Source organism: Methylobacterium sp. NPDC097929 (assembly GCF_049543375.1).
In the GTDB taxonomy this organism is placed as follows: Bacteria; Pseudomonadota; Alphaproteobacteria; order Rhizobiales; family Beijerinckiaceae; genus Methylobacterium.
Genome location: NZ_JBMVEP010000007.1, coordinates 117,933 through 140,115, shown reverse-complemented (window position 1 = coordinate 140,115; position 22,183 = coordinate 117,933). Strand labels below are relative to the sequence as shown.

The following is a 22,183-nucleotide window of genomic DNA, read 5'->3' as shown; positions in this document are numbered from 1 at the left end:
CCCGCCGCGCGGCGGAGAGCGGTCAGCGCAGGCCGGCGTCGGCGGTGGCGTTCGGCGAGGGTGCGGCCGAGACCGCGGCCGGCGAGCGGATCGTGGCGGCGGCGACCGGGCGGACACGGTCGCCGTCGCGCAGGAAGCTGCCCGCGCGGGCCACGACCCGTTCGCCCTCGGTCAGGCCGGCGCGAATCTCGATGTCGTCGTCGTCGGACAGGCCGGTGCGCACCTCGCGGGCCTCGACCCGGTCCTCGGCCACGACGAGCACGGAGCTGCGCTTGCCGCCGCCGTAGAGGACGGAGGCCTGGGGCACGGTGACGCCGCGGGTACGGGCGAGTTCGACCGCGCCGCGGGCGAAGGTGCCGATGCGCAGGCGCGCATCGGGATCGAGGCGCACGCGGACCTTGCCGAGGCGGCTCGCCCGGTCGACTTCCGGGTAGACCGCGCGGACGCTCCCGCCAACCCGCTCGCCCTCGCCGATCTCGATATAGGCCGGCGCGCCCTCGCGCAGCAGCGGCAGCTTGGTCTCGATCACCTCGGCTTCCAGCTCGATCTCGCCCCGGGCGATCAGCCGGAACAGCGGTTCCGCCGAGGAGGAGGTCGCCATGCCGATCCGGGCCGTGCGGCGGTTGACGATGCCGGCCTCGGGCGCGCGGATCTCGGTGCGGGCGAGCCGCAGGTCGAGTTCGTCGCGCACGGCCCGGGCCTGGGCCAGCTCGGCCCTGGCCATGGCGAGGCCGTTGCGGGCGAAGGCCAGCTTGCCTTCCGCCTGGCGCAGCGCCGCTGTGCGGCTCTCCATGATGACGGCCGTGGTGTTGCCGGTCTGAATCAGCTGCTTGGCGCGATCATAGGCGAGGCGCGCTTCGAGTTCGGCGGCCTCGGCCTGCTCGATGTTGCTCTGCGCCTGCGGGACGGCGGCGCCGGCCTTGTCGATCAGGGCGTTCTGCTGAGCGATCTGCCGCTCGATCAGGTCACGCGAGAGGCGCGCGAGCACCTGTCCCTTCTCGACGCGCATGCCCTCCTCGACCAGCAACTCGACGAGCCGGTAGCCGTCGATCTCGGGCGTGACCAGGATCTCGTCGCGCGGGACCAGCGTGCCGGTGACGACGACGCTCTCCACGATCTCGCGGCGCTCGGCCTCGACCACGCTGACGATCGGAGCGGGCGCGGTCTTGGCCGGAGCCTGCGCCGTTTCGGCCCATGCGGGACCGAGGCTCAGGGCGGTGAGCACCAGGGCCGGAACGGCCAGGGTCCGAGTCATCGGCCGGCTTCCTTGTCGGCAGGGGGGAGGGCGAGCGCGCCCGAAAGCCCCGCCGCGATCAGCGCCTGGAGCTGAGCGACGGCGGGACGGGCGTCGTAGCCGGGAATGAGCGCCCGGCTGACGATCATGCCCTTCATCAGTGGCGCGATTGCGTCGAACAGGGCGGCGGGATCGCAGTCCGGCGAGGTCTTGAGCGCCTCGAACATCCCGGTCAGCCAGACCCGGCCCTCCTCGTCGCCCCGCTCGACGAGGTCGGCGATGGCGGGGTTGCGGGTGGCTTCCACCCACAGGTCGAGGCGCAGCACCGCGGCCTCGCGGCTGATCTCGATGAAGAAGCGGCTGAGGATGCCCATCAGCGCGCCGCGCCGGTCGCCGGCCCGCTCCATCGCCTCGACGAGGACCGCGCCGCGCTCACGGTCGCGCTCGGCCAGACCGAGGACGACGGCTTCCTTGGAATCGAAGTAGCGGTAGATGTTGCCCGGGCTCATCGAAGCCTCGCGGGCGAGATCCTGCATGGTGGTGCGGTGGAAGCCGTTGCGGACGAAGCAGGCCTCCGCCGCGTCGAGGATATGCTCGCGCCGCACCGCCTGTCCGCTGCGGGCATCGATGACGGCGCCGACGGCGGCGCTCACGACGCGTTTCTCACGCTGTCGGTCCCGGCGGCGCGGCCCGCCTCGCTCACGGACGGCACCGCGGCGCAGGCGCGGGGCTGCAGGTCGAGATCGGCGCAGAGCCGCGCCTGGAAGCCGTCCGGCCCGGCGCCGGTCCAGCCGATCAGGGCGAACCAGCCGAACGCCACGACGGCGCAGAGCAAGAGGTTCGCCGGCGTGCAGACGGCCCGGAGCAGGCGCAGTGGGCTGAAACCGTCCCGGCCATCCGCGTCCATCGCGTGATCGAAGGACCGGGAGAGGAAACCGGCGGATCCGTGGGACAGGCTCATACGCGAACTCCTACGCTCGGGATGCTGATAGTGAACGTTCATTCTCATGTCAATGAACGTTCATTCTCACCGAGCCTCGGGAGAGCTGCCGCTCCACAGGTGCGGCAGTCCTGCCACGCCCGCGCACGCTTCCCGCCGCATTAACGATCCGGTTACCAAGCAGGAATAGCGCAGTCGCCAAGACGGGCGCAGCCGAACGCTCGGAAATCACTGCTTTCGCAAGCACACAATGATCTTGCGAGAGCGAACATCAAGAACAAGCGCTCCGGAACGGCTCCGAGACACAGCATCAGACGCGCCGTTCGAGACACTCGCCATGATCGCCGCAGATTTCATCGCCCTCGCGTGGCATGCCGCGCGTGAACACCTCGACCTGTTCGGAAGCCTGGGGCTCTGCCTCGGCTTTGCCTCCGGCATGATGCCGAGCCGCAGTGCGATCCTCCTGACGGCAGCGGCGTGCTCGGCCAGCTTCGCGCTGCATTACCTGCAACTCGGCGCAACGACCGGGACGGCGATGTGCCTGATCTCGGTGATGCAGAGCCTCGTTGCCGCCCGGTGGATCGGCACGGATGCCCGCGCGGCCTGGGTGGTGCCGCTCTTCGTCGGCAGCAGCCTCGTCGCCGCCTGTCTCACGCTCGCGACCTGGAACGGATGGCCCTCGGCCTGCGCCGGGCTCGGCGCCCTGTTCGCCACCGCCGCACGGCTTCAGGGCGATGCCCAATGCATGCGCCGGTTCTTCCTGGGCGCGTCGTCGTGCTGGATGATCCACAACACGCTGGTCGGCTCGGTCTTCGGCCTGACCTGCGACGTGCTCACGATCTCGGCGCTGCTGGTGGCGCTGCTGCGCGGCGGACCCGCGCGGGTCAGCGAGCCGGCGCTCGTCGCGGCGGAGGCCGAACATTTGCCGGACGATGCGGAGCGTGTCGGACCGCTCCGGGACGCGATCTGATATCGTTTCGGTTTGATCGCCTCGGCCTTTCCCCCACCGTCATCGCGAGGCGGAGCCGATGCGACCCGGAGCGCGACCCGTCCGGACAATGCGGAGCCCTGGATTGCTTCCGCTGAGCCTCGCAAGGACGACGGAAGAGACCGAAGCGATCGAACGGAGGCCGGATGAGACGGAGGCGGAGCGTCCCCGCTCCGCCCCGACGCGCTACTGCGCGAAGAACTTGGGGTCGAGTGCCGAGAGGGCGAGCAGGGGCGGGGGCAGCGCCACGCCGGCGCGCCGCATCGACCGGGCCGCGGCCCGGCAAGCGGCGAGGTCGTTGGCACCGGCCGCCGCCTCGATCTTCTCCACCACCGCCGGGTCGGGCTTCGGGGCGGGCGCGGGCGCCGCCGGGGGCGGGGGAGACTTGGCGAGGGCGTTCGCCTTGGCATTGTGGTTGTCCGCCGGGTTGCCCGACGCCGCGCTGGTGGCGGGGCCGGGGGCCGGCCCGCTTCCGCCCTCGTTCGTCGGGCCGCTGAGGCCCGAGGTCTTCTGCGGTTCGCTGCTGCCCGACGGCTTGGCGCCCTCGGTCTTGCCCGACGGGTTCGAGACGGCGGTCGCCTGCTGCGGCGGCGTCGCGGCGGCCTTGTTGGCCGGCTCCGGCGCCTTCACGAAGGCGACCAGTTCCTGGCACAGGTTGGCCGGCTTGCCCGCGGCGACCGGAATGGGGGCGGCGGCGGGTTGGCCGGCCTCCTGCGCCGACGCCGCGCCGAGAAGGAGCGCGGACGCCGCGAGGCCGCCGACCAGATGCCGGGTGATGGACGCAGGCTTCATCGGGCTCACTCCCTCGTGTCTCGTCGCTTCGTCTCGGCCAGCGCTCAGGAGCGCTTCGGCTGCGAGGCCGTTCCCTCGGCCTTGCCGTGCGGCTCGGCCTCGGACCCCATCTCGTCGGGCGCCGTGTTGCCGTTCCAGCGGGGGCCCACGAGGTTGGTGCCGGGCTCCGAGACCCGGGCGCCGGAGGTGGCGAAGGCCTGATAGGCGAACTTCTGGCTGCTGGTGAGCGCAAGCATCGCCAGCACCCCGAGGGCGATCGCGGCAACGATGGCGGCGAGGAAGGCTTTCATGGTCGTGTCGTCCCTGGAGGCCTCAGGCCTCGATGAGCGCGGATCGTCTGCCCCTCGGCGAGGGCCGGCCCGCGCAGCCGGCCCTGACTCCTGTCACTCGGCCGGAGCCGGATGGCCCTTGAGCTGCGGCCCGCTGGCGGTGCGCGCCTGCTCTTTCTCGACCCAAAGGTCGTGGTGCGCGCGGGCCCAGGCGAGATCCACCTTGCCGCTGCCCATGGCGTCGTAGGCGCCCTCCATGCCGAGCGTACCGATATAGATGTGGGCGAGGATGCCGGCGATGAAGACGATGCCGATCAGCGAGTGGATCACCTGCATGACCTGCATGCCGTTGATGTCGAGGAGCGCGAACGGGAAGAGCATCATCAGCCCGGTCGCGCCCATGGCGGCGCCGAACCCGGCCACCATCCAGAACACGCCCTTCTGGCCGGCATTGAAGCGGCCCGCATGCGGGTGGCCCTTGCCGATCAGGCCGCCGCCGGCCTTGATCCAGGCCCAGTCGACCTTGCTGGGGATGTTGTCGCGCACCCAGACGACGAACATGAAGGCGACGCCGAGCATGAACGGCCACGCGAGGTAGACGTGGCTGTACTTGGCCCATTGCGAGACGGCGCCGAAGGCGTCGGGGCCGATCAGCGGCATCAGCAGCCGCTTGCCGAAGATGTAGTTCAGGCCCGACAGCGAGAGGATGATGAAGCAGACTGCCGTCATCCAGTGCGTGAAGCGCTCGAAGGCGTTGAAGCGCACGATCTTCTTCCCCGATTCCTGGCTATGCTCCATCATGATGCGGCCGCGGAAGAGGAAGAACGCGCCGAGCGCGGCCACCATGCCGAGGATGGCGAGCGCGCCGATCCAGGGCAGCCAGCCCTCGCGGAAGTTCTGATACTCGCGGCCCTGCGGCTGGATCAGGTTGGCGGCCTTGCCGTCGGGAATCGAGATCCGGCCCCGGATCTTCGAATCCTGCTTGAACAGAAGCTCCTCGTTCACCGAATCCGCCGTCGGGCGCGCACCCATCGGGTTCTGGCCGTCGGCCTGGATCGGGTTCTGGGCCTGCACCGGAGCAAAGGCCGCCGGCGCCGCGACCAGCATCGCCGCGACGAGGAGGGTGCTGAAGAGGGTCGTTACCCGCCGCATCGGCTTATCCTTTCCAGGCGTCTCTTGGTTGGGTCCCGCGGGCGTCCTTCGCGCCCGCGGAGCCGGATCAGATCGCGACGGTCTCGCGGTAGGCCGTCTTCCAGCCCCAGGCCCCGGAGCCGTAGCCGCGCTTGATCACACGCTGCTTGTAGATCTCGGCGATCATCTCGCCGTCACCCGCCAGCAGCGCTTTGGTCGAGCACATCTCGGCGCAGAGCGGCAGCTTGCCCTCGGCCAGACGGTTCGAGCCGTACTTCTCGTACTCGGCGGTCGAGAAGTCGGCCTCCGGGCCGCCCGAGCAGTAGGTGCACTTGTCCATCTTGCCGCGCGAACCGAAGTTCCCGACGCGCGGATACTGGGGCGCGCCGAACGGGCAGGCATAGAAGCAGTAGCCGCAGCCGATGCAGATGTCCTTGGAGTGCAGCACCACCGCGTCGGCGGTCGTGTAGAAGCAGTTCACCGGGCACACCGCCGCGCAGGGCGCGTCGGTGCAGTGCATGCAGGCCATGGAGACCGAGCGCTCGCCGGGCTTGCCGTCGTTGAGGGTGACGACGCGGCGGCGGTTGATGCCCCACGGCACCTCGTGCTCGTTCTTGCAGGCCGTGACGCAGGCGTTGCACTCGATGCAGCGGTCCGCGTCGCAGAGGAACTTCATCCGGGCCATGGTTCGGGTCGCTCCTCTCAGGCCGCTTTGATCTGGCACAGGGTGCACTTCGTTTCCTGCATGCCCGTCACAGGATCGAAGCCGTAGGTCGTCACGGTGTTCACGCTCTCGCCGAGCACCACCGGGTCGGTGCCCTTCGGGTAGTAGTCGCGCATGTCCTTGCCCTGGTACCAACCGGAGAAGTGGAAGGGCATGAAGGCCACGCCCTTGCCGACGCGGTCGGTCACCAGCGCCTTCACCTTGGCCTTCGAGCTATTCTCCGGCCCGGTGACCCAGACGAACTGGCCGTCCTTGATGCCGCGCTCGGCCGCGTCGCCGGTGTTGATCTCGACGAACATGTCCTGCTGCAGCTCGGCCAGCCACGGATTCGAGCGCGTCTCCTCGCCGCCGCCCTCGTATTCCACGAGGCGTCCGGAGGTGAGGATGATCGGGAAGTCCTTGGCCACGCCGCGATCCACCACCGACTTCTGCACCGAGAAGCCGATGTTCGGCATGCGCAGCTGCCGCTCGTCGGGCCGGGTCGGGTACTTCGCGACGAGGTCGGGACGGGAGGAGTAGACCGGCTCGCGATGCACCGGCACCGGGTCGGGCAGGTTCCAGGCATTGGCCCGGGCCTTGCCGTTGCCGAAGGGCGAGACGCCGTGGTCCAGGCAGACCCGCTGAATGCCGCCGGACAGGTCGGTGGCCCAGCTGACGGTGTCGGGTTTCTCGCCGCCGATCTTGAGGATCGTGGCCAGTTCCTCGGGCGTCAGGTCACGGTCCCAGCCGAGCTTCTTGAACACCCCGAAGGTTAATTCGGGGTAGCCGTCGGTCAGGTCCGAGCCCCTCGAGAAGGAATCTTCGGCCAGAAGCGTCTGCCCGTTGCGCTCCGTGCCGAAGCGCGCGCGGAAGGTGCCGCCGCCCTCCTTCACGTGGAGGTTGGTGTTGTAGAGGATGGCCGAGCCCGGATGACGGATCTCGGGCTTGCCCCAGCACGGCCAGGGCAGGCCGTAATAGTCGCCGCCGACCTCCGGATCGTCCTTGGGGGCGCGCAGCGTCACCAGATCGAACTTGTGCTGATTGCGCATATGCGCCTTCAGCCGCTCCGGCGATTGACCGCAATAGCCCGTCGACCAGCCGCCGCGGTTGATCTCGCGCAGGATGTCCTCGGCTTCCGGAATGCCGTCGACGACCTTGATGTTCTTGCACAGCTTGTCGGCGAAGCCGAGTTTCTGCGCGAGCTTGTAGAGAACCTCGTAGTCGTTCTTCGACTCGAAGGCCGGCTTCACGACCTGCTCGCCCCACTGGATCGAGCGGTTCGAGGCGGTGCGCGAGCCGTCCATCTCCAGAGACGTGCAGATCGGCAGCAGGTAGGTGTTGTCCTGCCGGGCATCGAGCGCGGCGAAGGTGGTCGGATGCGGGTCGGCGACCACCAGCAGTTCCAGCTTGTTCATGCCCTCGATCGCCTCGGGCATGCGGGTCACGGTGTTGCCGCCGTGGCCGAACACCATGAAGGCCTTGATCGGGCTGCGCTGGTCGATCTGCTCAGGCGGCAGGTTCACGGCATCGAACCAGCGGGTCGAGGTGATGCCGGGCGCTTCCATGTTCTCCTTGCGGGTGCGGGCCTTGCGGCCGGCCGCCGCCGGGACCTCATCGAAGCGCGACTGCAGCCACTCGTACTCGACGTCCCAGACGCGGGCCCAGTGGCGCCAGCCGCCCTCGACGAGGCCGTAATAGAGCGGCAGCGAGGTGACATCGAGGCCCAGATCCGTCGCGCCCTGCACGTTGGTGTGGCCGCGGAAGATGTTGGCGCCGGTGCCCGGCTTGCCGACATTGCCGGTGGCCAGGCACAGGATGCAGAGCGCGCGCACGTTGGCGGTGCCGACCGTGTGCTGAGTCGCGCCCATGCACCAGATCAGGGTCGCCGGCTTCTCCTTGGCGAACTTCTCCGCGACGCGCTTGAGCTGCTCGCCCGGCACGCCGGAGACGCGCTCGACCTCGTCGGGCGTCCACTTGGCGACTTCCTTGCGCACGTCGTCCATCGCGTAGACGCGCTGGGCAATGAACTCCTTGTCCTCCCAGCCATTCTGGAAGATGTGCCAGAGGATGCCCCACACCACCGGGATGTCGGTGCCGGAGCGGATGCGCACGTATTCGGTGGCGTGAGCGGCCGTACGGGTGAAGCGCGGATCGATGACGATCATGTTCGCGCGGTTGATCTCCTTGCCCGACAGCACGTGCTGCAGGGAGACCGGGTGCGCTTCGGCGGGGTTGCCGCCGAGGATGATCATCGTCTTGGCGTTGCGGATGTCGTTGTAGGAATTGGTCTGAGCGCCGTAGCCCCAGGTGTTGGCCACGCCGGCCACGGTGGTGGAGTGGCAGATGCGTGCCTGATGGTCGATCGAGTTCGTGCCCCAGAGGGCGGCGAACTTGCGCATCAGGTAGGAGGCCTCGTTGGTGAACTTGGCCGAGCCGAGCCAGTAGACCGAATCCGCGCCATTCTTCTCACGAATCTGGATCAGCTTGTCGCCGATCTCCTCGTAGGCCTGATCCCACGAGATCCGCTTCCACTGCCCGCCTTCGAGCTTCATTGGGTACTTGAGGCGGCGGTCGGAGGAGACGAGTTCGCGGATGGCCGCGCCCTTGGCGCAGTGCGTGCCGCGGTTGATCGGGCTGGCATAGGACGGCTCCTGGCCGACCCAGACGCCGTTCACCACCTCGGCCGTGACCGTGCAGCCCACCGAGCAGTGGGTGCAGACGTTCTTCTTGATCACCGTGTCCGGTCCGACGGCGGAGGAGCCGGCGGCCTTGGCCTTGCGCACCGATCCGAGCTGGATCGTGCCGGCCGCCGCGAGCGCACCGGCGGTCAGCCCGGACTTGCGGAGGAAGGCGCGGCGGTCGAGCACGCCCGACGCGAGGCCGGCGGCGACGGCCTGATGCTTGGTGCGAGCAGCCTCGCCGCTCTTGCGCTTGATCAGCATGGCAGCCTCACTTGGGGCCGATGGAAGACTTGGGACCGGTCGACGCCGGATCGGTGTTCTTCTTGAGGGTCTCGTACCCGTTGGTGCGGTAGAACGCCTTCACGTGGTCGCTCTCGCGGTAGCGGGCCTTGGTCTCGTCGTTGCCGGGATCGTAGGCCTGTGCCTCCGTCGCTCCCATCGGCGAAGCGACCGCCGCCGCGGCGGCCACGGTGCTGCCCCCGAGCGCCCGAAAGAACTGGCGACGACCGAGCGTCTTCGGATCCTGTCGCATCACCCTCGTCTCCTCCGGCGGCTGCCTGTGATGACAACGCGCCTCGATTCCGTTTGTCACGTCGCGCAAGCGCTTCAGCCTTCCATGGCGAAGGCTTCCGCCTCGATCTCGATGAAGGCGCGGCCGAGCCCCCCGACCGCGCGGTAGAACCGGCCCGCCTTCGCACCCTCCAGGTCCGCGAAGAAGCGCCCCGCCCAGGGCTCGACGTGCCGGGCGAAGAAGCGGCCCTGCAGGCCGGGCTCCGCTTCGAACCGCCCCGCCGCGAGCCCTGCCATCACCTCCAGGAGGATCGCGAGATGATCCTCCGGCTCGCTCATCGACTCGTCCCGCTCGATGCCGAGCGCGAAGAAGTCCTCGCGCACCCGCGCCAGCGGACGCTCGTTGAGGAAGCCGGTGAGGTAGTAGGAGGCGTAGGGAAGTAGCTCGCCCCGCCCGACACCGATGAACAGCGCGAAGAACTCGCGCTCGACATCCGCCGCGCCGATATCGGCCGCGGCGCGCCGCAGGGCCGAGACCTGCCGGCCCAGAACGCCGTCACCCTCCGGCAGCGCGGCGAGCGCCGCGAGCAGGGCCGGCGTCGGTGCCCGACCCAGGAGGGCCGCCAACAGGTCGTATTGCTGAGCGCGCAGCAGGTCGACGTCGTCGGTCAAGCCGCCGAACCCGGGCACCTCGTTTTCCGGAAGTGCCATCACCGACGCAACCGAACCCATCGTTTCCCTCGGGTCCGTCCCAGGACCGGCTTCTTTGGACCGATAATAAAAAGCGTTTCCGTTTGCCGCAATCGAAATGCGCGTGAATTACACGGGCATCGCCCCTCCATGGCGCCGCAGGCGGGGCCGTTCCGGGGGCGTCGACGCCGGTTCGGGCACGGTGGTTGCGGAGGCCTCAACCGGAACGTGCATCCTATCGATCGGACGTGGATCGGTTGCAGCGGTCGGTGTTTCGAGCGCTGGAGGAGCCGACGCGTCGGGCAGGGCTGCGACGGCGGTCTCGCCCGGCTCCTCGGCAGGGGAGGTCGGTTCCTCCTGCACCTCTTCGGTCGGGGCCTCGTCCTTGGGGGGAACGCCGCCGACGAGCCGGTCGAGCATCGCCTGCACGTTGTCGCTCGGCAGCAGCGGGCCGAGGCCTGGCACGCCGCCGGGCGTGTTCCAGTCGTAGGCGTATTCACGCGCCTCGCTCACGAAGTCGCGGATCGACGGGTCCAGCGACCACATCCGGCGCAGGGCCGCGTTGCGCAGCGGGGCCGGCACCCCGGCGCGCAGGAAGGCGGTGAGATCGCTTTGCGCCGTCAGGGTCTCGAGCGAGGGCAACTCGGCGAGCGCCGCTCCTTCGGGCTCCGCGTCCACCCGCGGCGGCACCGCCCCGGCGGAGGTGAGATCGGGTCCGGGCAGCACTTGCGCCCCATCCGTCTCCGGAGCGGCCGGCGGCGTCTCGGGGCGTTCGGCGCGGACCGCCTCCTTCCGCCGGGCCCAGCGGGAGAGAAAGGTCTCGCTCATTCGGGCTTGCCCTGGGAGCCGGGGGCGCGGCGGGCCAGCGCCTCGGGATCGGCGCGGTCGCGCTTGCGCTTCTCGAACGTGCGCTCGATGTGGAAGGCTTCGAAGAAGGCCAGCAGCTTGGCCTGCAGCTCGGGCGGCATCGGCACGGCCTCGACGATCTCGCCGATTCCCTCGGCCATCGACTCGCCCTCGTAGGGGTCGGCGGTGACGCTCGCGATCTCGTAGCTGTCCTCGGCGGTGGTTCGCAGCGAGACCCAGAGCGAGGGGCGGCCGGAGACGAGGTTGTCGCGGTAATGCGCAGTCTCACCGATGTGCAGCGAGACCTCGAAGGCGCCCGCGTAGAAGGTGGCCTCCTCCTCGGTCTCGGAGAGCTTGGTCCAGGGCTCGGCCTGCGCGGCGGCGGGCAGGGCGGCCACCGGCATCCAGACATGGCTCGCCCACGGCCCCTTGAGGCGGCGGCGCGCCACGATGATGCCGACCTCGAAGCGGTCTTCCGGCGTCATGCTCGTCCTCACGCGGCCGCTCGGTCGGAAGCCAGTGGCAATCCGACAACGAGGTTCTGCGGCTTCAGCTGCAACGTCTTGTCCGCGCTCATGGCGAGCAGCAGGTAGACCGGGCGCTCGCCGACGCGCGGATCGACCTGGGCCGGATCGGCGAAGGTCAGGGAAAACACGGCGATGACCCGTTCCCGCGTCGCCGCATCCAGCGCCTCGCCGTTCCAGAGCCGATTGCCGATGCGCGTGCCCTCGGCATCCAGCCCCACGAACCAGCGCCAGTCGGGGTCCTCCAGCCGGTCGAGGGGCGTCACCGTCACTTCGGCGTTCAGCAGATGGCGCACGAAGACCTCGATCGCCCGGGCCAATCCCTCGCGGCTGCGGGCGCTGGAGCCGAGATTTAGCGCCATGGTGAAGGCGTCCGAGCGGCTCCAGTAGGTCCAGGCGTTGTCCTCGCCGAGCACGTCGAGTTCGTTGGCCGCCTCCTTGCCCAGCATGGAGACGAGGGGCGAGAGCGGCGCGCCGCCCTCCCGCGCCTCGATCACCTCGGCATCGGCCAGCAGCACCGCGCCCTCGTGCAGGCTGACCCGCTGCGGCCGGAAGAACAGTTCGGCGGCGCGCAGGACGAAGGGGTCCTCGCACCCGTCGAGCGCATTGCGCAGGATCAGGTGGGTGAGCTGCGCGAGGAACAGCCCCGGCACGCCCTGCAGGCCGCCGCGCACCAGGGCGAGATAGGCCGCCTCGACGGAGCGCGCCGCCAGAAGCCGGTCGCGGAAGGCCAGCATCACCTCCCAGTTCTCGCGCGCATCCGCGTCCGCGAGCCGGTCGAGTTCCACACTCGAGACCGGGCGGCGCGGCGCGGCGAGGAGAGCGGCGTGAAGCGCGCGCTCGGCCGCGCAGGCCTCCTCCGGCGGCACGAGTTCGGGCCGCGCCAGATAGGCCAGAATCAGCTCGTCGGTGACCGCGAGCCCGCCGCCCTCGGTACGCTGCGTGAGGTGGTGGCCGCTCGATACCCAGAACTCGGTCATGCTCTCTCGGCCTCGGCGGAGGCGCCCTTCATGAGACCGACGAGATCGGCCTGCTCCTCCGGGCCATCCTCGTCGGTCTCGACGAAGTGGAAGGCGCGGCCATGCAGCGGGTCGGACCCGGGGGGGCGCTGGTGCAGGGTGCGGAACTCCTCCGCGATCTCGCCGCCGCGCGCGCTCCGATGCAGGGCGACGACGCTGCCGACGGGCAGGTTGCAAAGGGAGGCGGCCACCGCGATCTCCTCCTCGGCCGCCGCGCGGGCGGCCTCCGGGCTCGGCGCGCCGAACCGTTCGAGGATGTGGCCGGCCAGCGTCGCCACCGCCTCGGCGCGCTCCGCCGCGCTCGCCTCGCTGACGACGACGAGCGTCGAGAAGCCGAGAGAGCCCACCCCGACGAAGCCCGAGCGGAAGGCCGCGCGTTCCTTGCCCGCGAGCGCGCCGAGGTCAGCGTCGAAGAACAGGAACGAGCCCGTCACCGCCCACTCGCCGGGTTCGGCGGCGTGCGCGAAGACGAAGGTGTCGGAGGGGTCGAGCCGCAGGGTGCGCGGCAGCTTGCCGAGGCTCACAGACGCACGCTCCCGGTGGCCGGGTCGCGCCAGGTCGGCGCGTCCAGGGCCGGCCGCAGCGGCAGGATCTCGGTGATGTCCCCGCCCCGGATCACGCGGGCATCGCCGTTCGCCTCGATCGCGGCGCAGCCGTCCTCCGGCAGCGCGAGGCGCGCCAGGTAGCGGCTCGCCGCGCGCGCGAACCCGTCCTCGCTCCAGATCTCGAACGCCTTCGTGAGATGGCGCGCGAAGCTCTCGACCAGGGCCTCGCGCAGGTCCGCCGGAAACCCTTCCTCCTCGAGCGAGGTCGAGTCCGGCGTCAGACCGGGGTCGCCCGCCGCCCGCTTCGAGACGATCAGCATCGCCGAGAAGACAAGCCAGTCCGGCACCTCCGCCTCGTCGCAGGCCGCGGGCCAGCGCAGGGCACCGCCGCCGAGCCGGGCGCCGTTGAAGCTCAGCGTGTCGGGCCAGCGGAAGATCACCGGGATCTCCGGCGGCCCGAAGCTTCCTACTGCGTCGGCCAGCGCCTGCATCCCGACGAAGATGGCGCGGCGGGCCGTTGCCAGCGGCTCGGTCGGCGCGAGCACGACCGCGAAGGCGATGAGGTCCTCGCGCTCCTCCAGCAGCAGGGTGCCGGCCTCCGCCTCGCCCGCTTCGGCCAGTCGGCAGGCCTGATCCGCAGCGTCGAAGGGCGCGGCCGTGACCAGCCCGGTGAAGGCCGGCGGCAGGACGAGCGGTGCGGTGCGGAGAAGGGCGAGGCCGGAATCGGGATCGGTCATCGAGTGGTTTCAGGTCGGAGCGGAGCACTTGCGAGGCCGCCTGCGCCCGCATGTCCGTTCGTAGTTTTGAACGATACGAGTATATGGAAGGCGGGCGCCCGCGCGAAGGGCCTCCGCACGCTCCCATTGTCCCAGGTTCAATCGTGTCCGATCGTCTCGTGTTCGCCTGCTCCTGCGAGAAGACGATGCCGCTCGATGTCGCGGCCCTCGAAAGGGGCTGCGGCGGTCGTGTCGGCACCGCCGACCAGCTCTGCGGCCGGGAGCTGGACCGCTTCCGGGAGGCGCTGGCGACGGGCCGGCCCATTACCGTCTCCTGCACCCTTCAGGCGCCGCTCTTCGAGGAGGTCGCCGCCGAACTCGGCGCGGAGGAGCGCGTCACCTTCGCCAAGATCCGCGAGACCGCCGGCTGGTCCTCGGATGCCGCCGCGTCCGGCCCGAAGATGGCCGCGCTGCTCGCGGCGGCGGCCGAGCCGGTGCCGGTCGCCGGAACCGTGCCCCTCGAGAGCCGAGGTGTGGCGCTGATCTACGGGCGCGACGAGGCCGCGATCGATGCCGGGCGGCGCCTGGCCGAGCATCTCGATGTCACCGTGCTCCTGAGCCGGCCGGGCGAGGTCGCGCCGCTGCACCGCAACGAGTTCCCGGTGCTCCAAGGGACGGTGCGCGGGGCGACCGGTCATCTCGGCGCCTTCGAACTGCGCATCGACGACTACGCCCTGCCGGCCCCGTCCTCGCGCACCCGTCTCGTCTTCGGCCAAGCGCGGGACGGAGCCACCTCGACCTGTGACCTTGTCCTGGACCTGACCGGCGGCACCCCGCTCTTTCCCGCGCACGAAACGCGCAGCGGCTATCTGCGCGCCGACCCGCGCGACCCGGCCTCGGTGGAGCGGGCGGTGATGGCCGCCTCCCACCTCGTCGGCGCGTTCGACAAGACCCGCTTCATCGACTTCCGCGGCGAACTCTGCGCCCATTCCCGCTCGCGCATCACCGGCTGCACCCGCTGTCTGGAGGTCTGCCCGACCGGCGCGATCGCCTCGGCCGGCGACACGGTGGCGATCGACCCCTACGTCTGCGCCGGCTGCGGCAGCTGCGCCGCCGTCTGCCCGACGGGCGCGGCCGCCTACGCGCTTCCCCCTGCCGACGCGCTGATGCGCCGGCTGCGCACGCTCCTGCGTGCCTACCGCGCCGCCGGGGGCGCGGACGCGGTGGTGCTGTTCCACGACGGCGACCACGGCGAGCCGCTGATCGACGCCCTCGGCCGCTACGGCGAGGGCCTGCCGGCCCACGTCCTGCCGGTGCGGGTCAACGAGGTGACGCAGCTCGGCCCCGAGACCGTGGCCGCCCTCTTCGCCTACGGCGCCGTCGGCGTGCGGATGCTGGTGCGCGGGCGCCCGAAGCACGATCTCGACAGCCTGCATCGCACCGTCGCCCTGAGCCGCACGCTCGCCGAGGCGCTCGGCTACGGCGAGGGGGCCGAGGCGCCGGTGGTCGGCCTGATCGAGACCGACGATCCCGACGCGCTCGGGGCGGCCCTGCGCGCGGGCCGCCTCGGGCGGGCGACGGCGAAGCCGGCGGGCTTCGTGCCGGTGGGCGGCAAGCGCGAGATGCTGCGCCTCGCCTTCCGCGAGATGCACGCCGCCGCGCCGAGTCTGGTCGCCGCCGTGCCGCTCGCGGCCGGCGCCCCCTTCGGCGGGCTCGCCTTCCGCACCGAGGATTGCACGCTCTGCCTCTCCTGCGTCGGCGCCTGCCCGACCCACGCGCTGACCGACAGCACCGACCGGCCCCTGCTCGCCTTCGAGGAGAGCCTCTGCGTGCAGTGCGGCCTGTGCGCCGCGACCTGCCCGGAGGACGTAATCAGCCTCAAGCCGCAGATCGACTTCGAGGCCTGGAGCCTGCCGCGCCGGGTCGTGAAGGAGGAGGAGCCCTTCTGCTGCGTGTCCTGCGCCAAGCCCTTCGGCACCCGCGCGACGATCGAGCGGGTGATCGGCAAGCTGCGCGAGCGGCACTGGATGTTCACGGGCGAGGCCGGCGAGCAGCGCATCCGCTCGCTGATGATGTGCGACGATTGCCGCGTCGAGGCCGCACTCAATACGGGCTTCGATCCGCACGCCGCGCCCCCGACCAAGCCGCGCACGACGGAGGATTACCTGCGCGAGCGCGAGTCCGGCAAGCCGGTGCAGAGCTGACGGCGGTATCAAAAGACGACCCGCCGTCGAAGCGAGGGCGGGCCGGTCAGGGGATCGATCGTCGCAGGAGAACGTGGGTTCAAGCCGCGCGGCGGGGATTGGGTTCCTGAGGTTGCATCCCAAACGGGAAACGAAACTCAGCAGATTGTAACCGCTGCCGGCTGGGTTCATCGCTGCGCACCGCGTGCTATAGGGCGCGCCCCATCCGTCAGCTTCAGGCCCAGATGCACCCGATCGTCTCGATCGCGAACCTGTCGAAGGTCTACGCCTCGGGCCTGCACGCCCTGCGCGACGTGAACCTCGACATCGCCAGGGGCGAGATCTTCGCCCTTCTCGGCCCCAACGGCGCCGGCAAATCGACCCTCATCAACGTCGTGTGCGGCATCGTCACCCCGAGCGAGGGCGTCATTCGCGTCGGCGGGCACGACATCCGCGACGATTACCGCGCCGCGCGCCGCCTGATCGGCCTCGTTCCGCAGGAACTGACCACCGACGCCTTCGAGAAGGTGTGGGACACGGTGAGCTTCAGCCGCGGGCTGTTTGGGCTGAGCAAGAACCCGGCGCATATCGAGCGGGTGCTCAAGGATCTGTCCCTCTACGACAAGCGCGAGAGCCGGATCATGCAGCTCTCGGGCGGCATGAAGCGGCGCGTGCTGATCGCAAAGGCGCTCGCCCACGAGCCGCAGGTGCTCTTCCTCGACGAGCCGACCGCGGGCGTCGACGTGGAGCTTCGCCAGGACATGTGGCGCCTCGTGCGGCGACTGCGCGAGCAGGGCGTCACCGTCATCCTCACCACCCACTACATCGAGGAGGCCGAGGAGATGGCCGACCGGGTGGGCGTGATCCGCAAGGGCGAGATCATCCTCGTGGAGGACAAGGTCGAGCTGATGCGCAAGCTCGGCAAGAAGCAGCTCGTCCTGCACCTGCGCGAGCCGGTCCAGGGCCTGCCCGAGAGCCTTGCCCGTTACCATCTCCAGGTCGCGGCGAACGGGCGCGAACTCGTCTACACCTACGAGACGCGCAAGGAGCGCACCGGCATCACCGGCCTGCTCGGCGATCTCGCCGCCGCGGGCCTCGCCTTCACCGATCTCGACACCAGCCAGAGCTCGCTCGAAGACATCTTCGTCGATCTCGTCCGCGAGCGCGCATGAAGGCCGTGTCCATGCTCAACGTCCCGGCGATCCTCGCCATCTACCGCTTCGAGATGGCCCGCTTCTGGCGCACGGCCCTGCAGAGCATCGTCGCGCCGGTCATCTCGACCTCGCTCTACTTCGTGGTGTTCGGCGCCGCGATCGGCTCGCGGGTGCAGCAGGTCGACGGCGTGCCCTACGGCCTGTTCATCGTGCCGGGGCTGATGATGCTCTCGCTGCTGACGCAGAGCGTTTCCAATGCCTCCTTCGGCATCTACTTCCCGCGCTTTGCCGGCACGATCTACGAACTCCTGTCGGCGCCGATCTCGCCCTTCGAGGTCGTGCTCGGCTATGTCGGCGCGGCGGCGACCAAGGCGATCGTCATCGGACTGACCATCCTCGCCACCGCCGCCCTGTTCGTGCCCCTGCACATCGAGCACCCGTTCTGGATGGTGTTCTTCCTGCTGCTCACCGCAATCACCTTCAGCCTGTTCGGCTTCGTCATCGGCCTTTGGGCGGACGGGTTCGAGAAGCTCCAGCTCGTGCCGCTCCTCATCGTCACGCCGCTGACCTTCCTCGGCGGCAGCTTCTACTCGATCGACATGCTGCCGCCGTTCTGGCGGGCGGTCAGCCTGTTCAACCCGGTGGTCTACCTCGTGAGCGGCTTCCGCTGGGCCTTCTTCGGCAAGGGCGACGTGGCGGTCGGCATCAGCATCGCCGCGACCCTGGCCTTCCTCGCCCTGTGCCTCGGGCTCGTGACCTACATCTTCCGCACGGGGTATCGTCTCAAGAGCTGACGCGATTCCCGAGGACCGATGACGTTCGATCCCTACATCGTCCGGCGCGAGAGCCTGCCGCTCGCGTTCCCGCCGGGGCACGAACCGCCGGCCCTGCTTCGCGACTTCGCGGATTGGCTCGACGGCCGGCGCTGGGGCAGCCTCGGCTGCTACCAGCTGCGGGGCACGCTCAGCGACGAGGCGCCCATCCTCAACGGCGAAGCCCTGCGTCGGGAATTCTCGCTTTTCCTCTACCTACCCGACGGCTCGCTCGTCGGGCTCTGGCATCCCGACGGCGTGCCGTCGGCGGACAGTGCGGTCGTCGGCCTCGGCTCGGAGGGCGACGCGGCCGTGGTCGCCGGCTCCCTCGAAGGCTTTCTGGCCAAGCTCTCCCGCAACGCCTTCGCGGACTCGGCCTGGAGCGATCTGGCCCCGGCCGACGCGGATGAGGAGGAATTCGAGGATGAGTCCGAGACCGCGATGACGGATGGCGGCGCGCTCGACGATCTCGCGGCTTGGCTCTCGCAGCGGATCGGGCCTGAGCACCTGAACGCGCTCGCGGACGAAGAGCCCGATCAGAACGTCTTCCCGGCCCGGATGGAAGCCTGGATGAACCAGTGCGAGGCCTACTGGGCCGAGCATCCGATCCTCCGGGAAATCGGGCAGACCCTGGCCGCCCACCGCCCGCGCGGAAAGAACCCCTGGGACCGCACGCGCTTCAGGGCCGCGATCGTCGGGACGCATTACGAGGCGCAGGTCTTTCGTTCCGGGTCCCAGTCCTTCCCGGAGGCGCCCGCCATCGAGCCGCTGCTGCGCTCGCTTCGCGAGGCGCAGCGGGCAGACGACCCCGATCTCGGCCTCTGGTTCGAGGTGGAGTTCGCCCTCGATCGAGAGGGCTGCATCCTGCCGCGCTTCGACTATCAGGGCCGCCCTGCCATCGGCGGGGTTCCGGCGCCGATCGAGGAGGCCCGGGCCGACCTTCGCGGCGCGCCGCGGCCCGCGCGATGGGTGCCGGACTGGCTCGGCGATCCGGCCCAGGCGGGCTGAGCTTCCGCGCCGAGGCTTTCGAGGCGGCTCTCGAAAAAGCCTACGGACGCTCCGCCAGGAACTCTAGGACACCCTTGCGATGCTGCCGGTCGCCCACCGCCGTCGAGTGGTCGCGGCCCGGCAGGTCCAGGGCGCGGGCATTCGGCAGCAGCTTGGCGAGTTCGGGGCCCGAGCCCGCCACCGTGTCGAGCGTGCCGACGGACACGAGCGTCGGCGTGTCGATGGCCGAGAGTTCGGCCCGCGACAGCGTCTGACGCGAGGCGCGGATGCAGGCGGCCAGCGCCCGCAGGTCGCTCTTGGTCTGCTCGGCGAAGATGCGGAAGCTCGCCGCGGTCGGGTTCGGGGCGGGCGTGCCGGGCGGTGCCTCCAGCGCCTCGGCGATCCCCTGCGGCAGCCCGTGCCCGTCCACGAGGTGAAAGCCCAGGCCGCCGATCAGCAGCGAGCGGACCGCGTCGGAATGGTCGAGCGCCATATGCGCGGCGATGCGGGCGCCCATGGAGTAGCCCATCACGTCCGCCCGGCCGATGCCGAGATGGCGCAAGAGCCGCACCGCGTCGCCGGCCATGTGCTCGGAGGTGTACGCGGCGGGGTCGTAGAGCTTCTCGCTCTGGCCGTGGCCGCGGTTGTCGAGGGCGATGACCCGGTAGCCCGCCTCGGTCAGGAACTTGACCCAGAGGGTGTTGACCCAGTTCACCGCGTGGTTCGAGGCGAAGCCGTGGATCAGCAGGACGGGATCGCCGCTTCCGGCCTTGGTCGGAACGTCGATATAGGCGATCTGGACGCCGTCGGAATCGAAGCTCTGCATGGGTTCGTGTCATCGGGCGCCCGCGCGCCGATGTCAAAGGCCGGGCCGCACGATCGCGCGACAATGCCGAACGTTTGGCCCTCGCCGCGATGGGCTTCGGCCCGGACCGTCATCCCGGAATGGGGGCGCGACTTGCCGCCGCCCCGCAGGGCTGGCATCACCCGGCCACGATGACGGATTCTTCACCCTACGGCACCTACGCCCCCACCGGCCTCGTGGCGCGGATCGCCGAGCGCACGCAGCGGCTGCCCGACCATTCCTGGCGCGCCCGGCGCATGGCGATGTTCCTGCGGCGCCTCGCCATCTCGATGCTGCGCGGGCGGCCCCTCGACGTGGAGCGCTACGGGGCGCGGATGCGGCTGCACCCCTACAACAACAACTGCGAGAAGAAGGTGCTGTTCACGCCGCAATTCTTCGATCCGCAGGAGCGGGCGCTGCTGAAGCAGCGCCTGTCCGAGGATGCGGTGTTTCTCGACATCGGGGCGAATATCGGCGCCTACGCTCTGTTCGTGGCGGGCTTCACCGGGCCGCGCGCCCGCATCCTCGCGGTCGAGCCGCAGCCGGACGTGTTCGACCGGCTCACCTTCAACATCGGGCAGAACCCGTTCGGCACCGTCAAGGCCATCGCCTGCGCCGTGGCCGACAAGGCGGGCGAACTGACCCTGTTCATCGATCCGCGCAACCGCGGCGAGTCGAGCGTGAAGATCGTCGGCACCCACAAGAACGCCACGGTCCGCGTCCCCTCGGTGACCCTGCTCGGCCTGTGCCGCTCCGAGGGCATCGAGCGCATCGACGCGATTAAGCTCGACACGGAGGGCGCCGAGGATCTGATCCTCGAACCGTTCCTGCGCGACGCGCCGCCGAGCCTGCGCCCGGCGCTGATCATCCTCGAGAACGGCACCGACCAGTGGCAGATCGACCTGCCGAGCCTGCTGCACAGCTACGGCTACCGCCAGATCGCCCGCACACGGCTCAACCTGATGTTCGAGCGGACCCCGTCCCCTCAGGCGTGAGGATCGGGACGGCCTCGGCAATCGTGACGCCCTCGGGGCCGACGGCGCAGCGATAGGCATGGGTTTCCACGCCCGCCGCCCGCGCCGCCCGGAAGGCGCGATCGAAGGCCGGGTCGATGTCGCGGGCCACGTCGAAGCCCTCGGCCTTCATCTGGATCACCACGATCAGCATCGCCCGGCCGCCCGCGGCGACGACGTTGGCCAGTTCCTCCATGTGGCGCGCCGAGCGCGCGGCCTTGCAATCGGGGAACTCGGCGAGTCCGGGCGTCCGCATCAGGTGGCAGTTCTTCACCTCGACGTGGCAGGGCGGCAGCCCGCCGCCGCTCGCCAGGAAATCGACGCGGCTCGCCTTGCCGTAGGCGACCTCGGGCCGGAGCGTTTCGTAGCCCAGGAGCGGCGTGATCGCCTGCGCGCGGAAGGCTTCCGCCACGAGCGCGTTCGGGCGCGCGGTGTTGATCCCGACCCATTGCGGCCCGCCGGGCAGGTGGGCCTCCACCAGCTCCCAGGAGAAGTTCAGCTTGCGCGTCGGGCTGGTCGAGGGCGAGAGCAGCACCCGGAACCCTTCCGTGTCGAGCCCCAGCATCGCGCCGGGATTGGCGCAATGGGCCGTCACGAGGCGGCCGTCGGCGAGTTCCACGTCGGCGAGGAAGCGCTTGTAGCGCCGCACGAGGCGCCCTTCGATCAGGGGGAGGGGGAACTGCATCGGGACGGGTCCGGGCGCGGTCAGCGCGAGTTTCGCTTTCTGGCAGACGCGCCCTAGCTTTCCTCTCCGCTCATTGCCACCGAGGCCGCATGTCCCAGGGTTCCGACGTCACCGCCGCCATCCTCGTCATCGGCGACGAGATCCTGTCGGGCCGCACCAAGGACAAGAACATCGGCACCATCGCAGAGATGCTGACCGAGATCGGCGTGGATCTGCGCGAGGTGCGCATCGTCCCGGACGAGCGGGCCGAGATCGTCGCTGCGGTGAACGCGCTGCGGGCGCGCTACACCTACGTCTTCACCTCCGGCGGCATCGGCCCGACCCACGACGACATCACCGCCGACAGCATCGCCGAGGCCTTCGGCGTCGGCATCGACGTGGACCCGCGCGCCCGGGCCATGCTGCTGGAACGCCACCGGCCGGAGGATCTCAACGAGGCGCGGCTGCGCATGGCCCGCATCCCCGACGGGGCCGAGCTGATCGCCAACCCGATCTCGAAGGCGCCGGGCTTTCGCATCGGCAACGTCCACGTCATGGCCGGCGTGCCGCAGATCCTGCAGGCCATGCTCGACGAGATCCGTCCGACGCTGACGGGCAACGCGCCGGTGATCTCCGAGACGATCGAGGCGGGCGCCATCCCGGAAGGCGACTTCGCCGGCGCCCTCACGGAAATCGCGGCGGCCCATCCCGCGGTCTCCATCGGCTCCTACCCCTCGATGACGCCGGAAGGGTTTCGCAACCGGATCGTCGTGCGCGGACGCGACCGGGCGGCGGTTGCGGCGGCGCGCGCCGCGATCGAGCACTTGCTCGCCGGACTCCGACCGTAGGGACGAGCGCTTCTCGCGAAGGGCATGCATCGTCGTTCCCTATTCCGCGGTCGCTCCTGCAATAAATTTCTACGTGTGAGGAGCGCGCAA

Annotated in this window: 24 protein-coding genes; 7 read left to right on the top strand and 17 right to left on the bottom strand. The window is 70.0% G+C overall.

Translation table 11 applies throughout. From position 1 onward, the window contains the following. Positions 1–22: 22 nt before the first annotated feature. From ACPCJR_RS17425 to ACPCJR_RS17415, 3 genes are read right to left on the bottom strand one after another with little or no spacing between them, the layout of a single operon-like run. Positions 23–1,255: an efflux RND transporter periplasmic adaptor subunit gene (locus tag ACPCJR_RS17425; protein ID WP_391512872.1), complete on the bottom strand. Its 1,233-nt coding sequence runs from the start codon at positions 1,253–1,255 to the stop codon at positions 23–25. Then, on the bottom strand, positions 1,252–1,887 hold the full coding sequence (locus ACPCJR_RS17420) for a TetR/AcrR family transcriptional regulator (RefSeq protein WP_391512874.1): 636 nt from the start codon (positions 1,885–1,887) through the stop codon (positions 1,252–1,254). The genes ACPCJR_RS17425 and ACPCJR_RS17420 overlap by 4 nt, the downstream gene beginning before the upstream one ends. Then, entirely contained in the window at positions 1,884–2,195 is a 312-nt protein-coding gene (locus ACPCJR_RS17415) for a hypothetical protein (RefSeq protein WP_391512876.1), read from the bottom strand. Before ACPCJR_RS17415 ends, ACPCJR_RS17420 begins: the two co-directional genes overlap by 4 nt. A 316-nt stretch (positions 2,196–2,511) precedes the next feature. Here ACPCJR_RS17415 and ACPCJR_RS17410 point away from each other — a divergent pair, with 316 nt between their 5' ends. Further along, a complete protein-coding gene (locus ACPCJR_RS17410) occupies positions 2,512–3,144 on the top strand; it encodes a YgjV family protein (RefSeq protein WP_391512878.1) in 633 nt (210 codons plus the stop codon). Positions 3,145–3,348: 204 nt separating this feature from the next. Here the strand turns inward: ACPCJR_RS17410 and ACPCJR_RS17405 are convergent, their stop codons facing one another. The 12 genes from ACPCJR_RS17405 to ACPCJR_RS17350 all read right to left on the bottom strand — a co-directional run bounded on the left by ACPCJR_RS17405 (position 3,349) and on the right by ACPCJR_RS17350 (position 13,609). Then, entirely contained in the window at positions 3,349–3,954 is a 606-nt protein-coding gene (locus ACPCJR_RS17405) for a hypothetical protein (RefSeq protein ID WP_391512880.1), read from the bottom strand. 44 nt (positions 3,955–3,998) lie between these two features. Beyond that, complete coding sequence (locus tag ACPCJR_RS17400) at positions 3,999–4,244, bottom strand: hypothetical protein (RefSeq protein ID WP_391512881.1); 246 nt, start codon at positions 4,242–4,244, stop codon at positions 3,999–4,001. 93 nt (positions 4,245–4,337) lie between these two features. Next, a complete protein-coding gene (locus tag ACPCJR_RS17395; protein ID WP_391512883.1) occupies positions 4,338–5,375 on the bottom strand; it encodes a formate dehydrogenase subunit gamma in 1,038 nt (345 codons plus the stop codon). A 67-nt stretch (positions 5,376–5,442) separates the two neighbouring features. Beyond that, the gene (fdh3B, locus tag ACPCJR_RS17390; protein ID WP_108938525.1) at positions 5,443–6,039 is read right to left on the bottom strand and encodes a formate dehydrogenase FDH3 subunit beta; all 597 of its coding nucleotides are present in this window, start codon (positions 6,037–6,039) and stop codon (positions 5,443–5,445) included. A 17-nt stretch (positions 6,040–6,056) separates the two neighbouring features. Beyond that, positions 6,057–8,999, bottom strand: a complete 2,943-nt coding sequence (locus ACPCJR_RS17385; RefSeq protein WP_391512885.1) for a formate dehydrogenase subunit alpha — start codon at positions 8,997–8,999, stop codon at positions 6,057–6,059. Between the two features lie 7 nt (positions 9,000–9,006). Further along, positions 9,007–9,270 (bottom strand): formate dehydrogenase, encoded by a 264-nt coding sequence (locus ACPCJR_RS17380; RefSeq protein WP_391512887.1) that lies wholly within the window; start codon positions 9,268–9,270, stop codon positions 9,007–9,009. A gap of 74 nt (positions 9,271–9,344) precedes the next feature. Next, positions 9,345–9,980 (bottom strand): TorD/DmsD family molecular chaperone, encoded by a 636-nt coding sequence (locus tag ACPCJR_RS17375; RefSeq protein WP_391512888.1) that lies wholly within the window; start codon positions 9,978–9,980, stop codon positions 9,345–9,347. 87 nt (positions 9,981–10,067) lie between these two features. Continuing rightward, entirely contained in the window at positions 10,068–10,766 is a 699-nt protein-coding gene (locus ACPCJR_RS17370; protein WP_391512890.1) for a DUF3306 domain-containing protein, read from the bottom strand. Then, the gene (locus ACPCJR_RS17365; RefSeq protein ID WP_391513098.1) at positions 10,763–11,269 is read right to left on the bottom strand and encodes a DUF3305 domain-containing protein; all 507 of its coding nucleotides are present in this window, start codon (positions 11,267–11,269) and stop codon (positions 10,763–10,765) included. The genes ACPCJR_RS17370 and ACPCJR_RS17365 overlap by 4 nt, the downstream gene beginning before the upstream one ends. Positions 11,270–11,277: 8 nt before the next feature. Beyond that, positions 11,278–12,288 (bottom strand): DUF6352 family protein, encoded by a 1,011-nt coding sequence (locus tag ACPCJR_RS17360; RefSeq protein WP_391512892.1) that lies wholly within the window; start codon positions 12,286–12,288, stop codon positions 11,278–11,280. Then, positions 12,285–12,851 carry a DUF6505 family protein gene (locus ACPCJR_RS17355; RefSeq protein WP_391512894.1) on the bottom strand — a complete coding sequence of 189 codons (567 nt, stop codon included), beginning with the start codon at positions 12,849–12,851 and terminating at the stop codon, positions 12,285–12,287. The genes ACPCJR_RS17360 and ACPCJR_RS17355 overlap by 4 nt, the downstream gene beginning before the upstream one ends. After that, positions 12,848–13,609, bottom strand: coding sequence for a biotin/lipoate--protein ligase family protein (locus tag ACPCJR_RS17350; protein WP_391512896.1), 762 nt, complete (start codon positions 13,607–13,609; stop codon positions 12,848–12,850). Before ACPCJR_RS17350 ends, ACPCJR_RS17355 begins: the two co-directional genes overlap by 4 nt. Before the next feature lie 185 nt (positions 13,610–13,794). On the opposite strand from ACPCJR_RS17350, the gene ACPCJR_RS17345 reads away from it, so the two are divergent. The 4 genes from ACPCJR_RS17345 to ACPCJR_RS17330 all read left to right on the top strand — a co-directional run bounded on the left by ACPCJR_RS17345 (position 13,795) and on the right by ACPCJR_RS17330 (position 18,745). Next, complete coding sequence (locus ACPCJR_RS17345; protein ID WP_391513100.1) at positions 13,795–15,792, top strand: 4Fe-4S binding protein; 1,998 nt, start codon at positions 13,795–13,797, stop codon at positions 15,790–15,792. A 224-nt stretch (positions 15,793–16,016) separates the two neighbouring features. Then, positions 16,017–16,943 carry an ABC transporter ATP-binding protein gene (locus ACPCJR_RS17340; RefSeq protein ID WP_391512898.1) on the top strand — a complete coding sequence of 309 codons (927 nt, stop codon included), beginning with the start codon at positions 16,017–16,019 and terminating at the stop codon, positions 16,941–16,943. Next, positions 16,940–17,719: an ABC transporter permease gene (locus ACPCJR_RS17335; protein ID WP_110352043.1), complete on the top strand. Its 780-nt coding sequence runs from the start codon at positions 16,940–16,942 to the stop codon at positions 17,717–17,719. The genes ACPCJR_RS17340 and ACPCJR_RS17335 overlap by 4 nt, the downstream gene beginning before the upstream one ends. 18 nt (positions 17,720–17,737) lie before the next feature. Then, entirely contained in the window at positions 17,738–18,745 is a 1,008-nt protein-coding gene (locus ACPCJR_RS17330) for a hypothetical protein (RefSeq protein ID WP_391512901.1), read from the top strand. Positions 18,746–18,785: 40 nt separating this feature from the next. Here the strand turns inward: ACPCJR_RS17330 and ACPCJR_RS17325 are convergent, their stop codons facing one another. Then, positions 18,786–19,550 carry an alpha/beta fold hydrolase gene (locus tag ACPCJR_RS17325; protein WP_391512903.1) on the bottom strand — a complete coding sequence of 255 codons (765 nt, stop codon included), beginning with the start codon at positions 19,548–19,550 and terminating at the stop codon, positions 18,786–18,788. Positions 19,551–19,720: 170 nt separating this feature from the next. Here ACPCJR_RS17325 and ACPCJR_RS17320 point away from each other — a divergent pair, with 170 nt between their 5' ends. Continuing rightward, complete coding sequence (locus tag ACPCJR_RS17320) at positions 19,721–20,563, top strand: FkbM family methyltransferase (RefSeq protein ID WP_391513102.1); 843 nt, start codon at positions 19,721–19,723, stop codon at positions 20,561–20,563. Here ACPCJR_RS17320 and sfsA read toward each other — a convergent pair. Beyond that, positions 20,523–21,266 (bottom strand): DNA/RNA nuclease SfsA, encoded by a 744-nt coding sequence (gene sfsA / locus ACPCJR_RS17315; RefSeq protein WP_391512905.1) that lies wholly within the window; start codon positions 21,264–21,266, stop codon positions 20,523–20,525. The genes ACPCJR_RS17320 and sfsA overlap by 41 nt on opposite strands. 89 nt (positions 21,267–21,355) lie before the next feature. On the opposite strand from sfsA, the gene ACPCJR_RS17310 reads away from it, so the two are divergent. Beyond that, positions 21,356–22,093: a competence/damage-inducible protein A gene (locus ACPCJR_RS17310; protein WP_391512907.1), complete on the top strand. Its 738-nt coding sequence runs from the start codon at positions 21,356–21,358 to the stop codon at positions 22,091–22,093. Positions 22,094–22,183 lie beyond the last annotated feature (90 nt).

Bases quoted from the DNA above. Each gene is read 5' to 3' on its own strand.
- ACPCJR_RS17425 (WP_391512872.1), bottom strand. From the start codon at position 1,255: ATGACTCGGACCCTGGCCGTTCCGGCCCTGGTGCTCACCGCCCTGAGC.
- ACPCJR_RS17415 (WP_391512876.1), bottom strand. From the start codon at position 2,195: ATGAGCCTGTCCCACGGATCCGCCGGTTTCCTCTCCCGGTCCTTCGAT.
- ACPCJR_RS17410 (WP_391512878.1), top strand. From the start codon at position 2,512: ATGATCGCCGCAGATTTCATCGCCCTCGCGTGGCATGCCGCGCGTGAA.
- ACPCJR_RS17405 (WP_391512880.1), bottom strand. From the start codon at position 3,954: ATGAAGCCTGCGTCCATCACCCGGCATCTGGTCGGCGGCCTCGCGGCG.
- ACPCJR_RS17400 (WP_391512881.1), bottom strand. From the start codon at position 4,244: ATGAAAGCCTTCCTCGCCGCCATCGTTGCCGCGATCGCCCTCGGGGTG.
- ACPCJR_RS17395 (WP_391512883.1), bottom strand. From the start codon at position 5,375: ATGCGGCGGGTAACGACCCTCTTCAGCACCCTCCTCGTCGCGGCGATG.
- fdh3B (WP_108938525.1), bottom strand. From the start codon at position 6,039: ATGGCCCGGATGAAGTTCCTCTGCGACGCGGACCGCTGCATCGAGTGC.
- ACPCJR_RS17385 (WP_391512885.1), bottom strand. From the start codon at position 8,999: ATGCTGATCAAGCGCAAGAGCGGCGAGGCTGCTCGCACCAAGCATCAG.
- ACPCJR_RS17380 (WP_391512887.1), bottom strand. From the start codon at position 9,270: ATGCGACAGGATCCGAAGACGCTCGGTCGTCGCCAGTTCTTTCGGGCG.
- ACPCJR_RS17375 (WP_391512888.1), bottom strand. From the start codon at position 9,980: ATGGGTTCGGTTGCGTCGGTGATGGCACTTCCGGAAAACGAGGTGCCC.
- ACPCJR_RS17370 (WP_391512890.1), bottom strand. From the start codon at position 10,766: ATGAGCGAGACCTTTCTCTCCCGCTGGGCCCGGCGGAAGGAGGCGGTC.
- ACPCJR_RS17365 (WP_391513098.1), bottom strand. From the start codon at position 11,269: ATGACGCCGGAAGACCGCTTCGAGGTCGGCATCATCGTGGCGCGCCGC.
- ACPCJR_RS17360 (WP_391512892.1), bottom strand. From the start codon at position 12,288: ATGACCGAGTTCTGGGTATCGAGCGGCCACCACCTCACGCAGCGTACC.
- ACPCJR_RS17350 (WP_391512896.1), bottom strand. From the start codon at position 13,609: ATGACCGATCCCGATTCCGGCCTCGCCCTTCTCCGCACCGCACCGCTC.
- ACPCJR_RS17345 (WP_391513100.1), top strand. From the start codon at position 13,795: ATGCCGCTCGATGTCGCGGCCCTCGAAAGGGGCTGCGGCGGTCGTGTC.
- ACPCJR_RS17340 (WP_391512898.1), top strand. From the start codon at position 16,017: ATGCACCCGATCGTCTCGATCGCGAACCTGTCGAAGGTCTACGCCTCG.
- ACPCJR_RS17335 (WP_110352043.1), top strand. From the start codon at position 16,940: ATGAAGGCCGTGTCCATGCTCAACGTCCCGGCGATCCTCGCCATCTAC.
- ACPCJR_RS17330 (WP_391512901.1), top strand. From the start codon at position 17,738: ATGACGTTCGATCCCTACATCGTCCGGCGCGAGAGCCTGCCGCTCGCG.
- ACPCJR_RS17325 (WP_391512903.1), bottom strand. From the start codon at position 19,550: ATGCAGAGCTTCGATTCCGACGGCGTCCAGATCGCCTATATCGACGTT.
- ACPCJR_RS17320 (WP_391513102.1), top strand. From the start codon at position 19,721: ATGACGGATTCTTCACCCTACGGCACCTACGCCCCCACCGGCCTCGTG.
- sfsA (WP_391512905.1), bottom strand. From the start codon at position 21,266: ATGCAGTTCCCCCTCCCCCTGATCGAAGGGCGCCTCGTGCGGCGCTAC.
- ACPCJR_RS17310 (WP_391512907.1), top strand. From the start codon at position 21,356: ATGTCCCAGGGTTCCGACGTCACCGCCGCCATCCTCGTCATCGGCGAC.